Source organism: Streptomyces sp. SPB074 (assembly GCF_000154905.1).
Lineage (GTDB): Bacteria > Actinomycetota > Actinomycetes > Streptomycetales > Streptomycetaceae > Streptomyces.
Map to the genome: position 1 here is coordinate 1,935,643 of NZ_GG770539.1, position 1,034 is coordinate 1,936,676.

The following is a 1,034-nucleotide window of genomic DNA, read 5'->3' on the forward strand; positions in this document are numbered from 1 at the left end:
GGGGGGCTGGTGCTGCCCGGGGGGCTGCTGGTCCCGGCCCGGAGGGTTCGTGGCCCCGCCCGGCGCCTGACCGGGGGACAGCTGGTCACGCACCCCGGCCTGACCGGGAGCCGGCTGGTCACGCACCCCCGCCTGACCGGGGATCGGCTGGTCCTGCGCCGTGGCCACCTCCTCCTCGCTCCGTGCTCCGCCCTTGCCCCGAGGCCGCGTTTTCTGCACCGGTGCTCACATTCCTGACTCGTCCTGCCCCTGCGCCTGGGTGACGGTTTGTCAGCGCAGGCGCCCCCGCGTTGCGTTCGCGACCATTTCAGCCTTCGGGACGCGGTCGCGCGCATCACCTGCCCCGCCACCCGAAGGAGTGAACCGTCCCGGGGAGTTGGTGGGCAAGTTTCCCATTCCCCGGACAGCGGCGTGCGGGGAGCGCCGGTTGGACGCGCACGGCGGGCTTTGGCAAGATACCGCGCCGCGACCCTCCCGGAATTGATCATTCCGCCTCAATTCCTGCGCTGACCAGGCGGAATTCACCCGAGAAGGCACCTGGAGGTGCCTCTGTGAAGGGCTCGTGCAGACTGTCGGGATGCGCGCCGAACTGGTCACCGAGCCCGGCGGGAGCGACCGGGCCGACGAGGACTTCACCTGCGTCTCGCTCCCCGCCTCCGGACAGGGCGGGTGCCTCGTCCTTCTTGACGGGGTCACACCACCCGAAGGAGCGACGGGCTGCGTACACAGCGTGCCCTGGTACGTGTCACGGCTCGGCGGGGCGCTCAACGAGCTGTCCGTCTCACGAGCCGATCTGACGCTCCGCGAGATCCTCTCGCTGTCCATCCGGCGTACGGCGCGACTCCATCGGGCGACCTGTGACCTTTCTCACCCGCGCACCCCGCAGGCCACCGTGGTGCTCGCCCGCTGGGACGGGAGCCGCGCCGAACACCTGGTCCTGTCGGACTCGGTGCTGCTGCTCGTGGGGCGGGACGGGGCGGTACGGGCGGTACGGGACGACCGCCTCGACCGCCTGCCGCTCGACGCCGCGCGCG

Annotated in this window: 1 pseudogene; it reads left to right on the top strand. The window is 71.7% G+C overall.

The window, feature by feature from the left end:
* Positions 1 to 577: 577 nt before the first annotated feature.
* Positions 578 to 1,034, top strand: a pseudogene (locus SSBG_RS07720) (hypothetical protein); the annotation flags it as partial.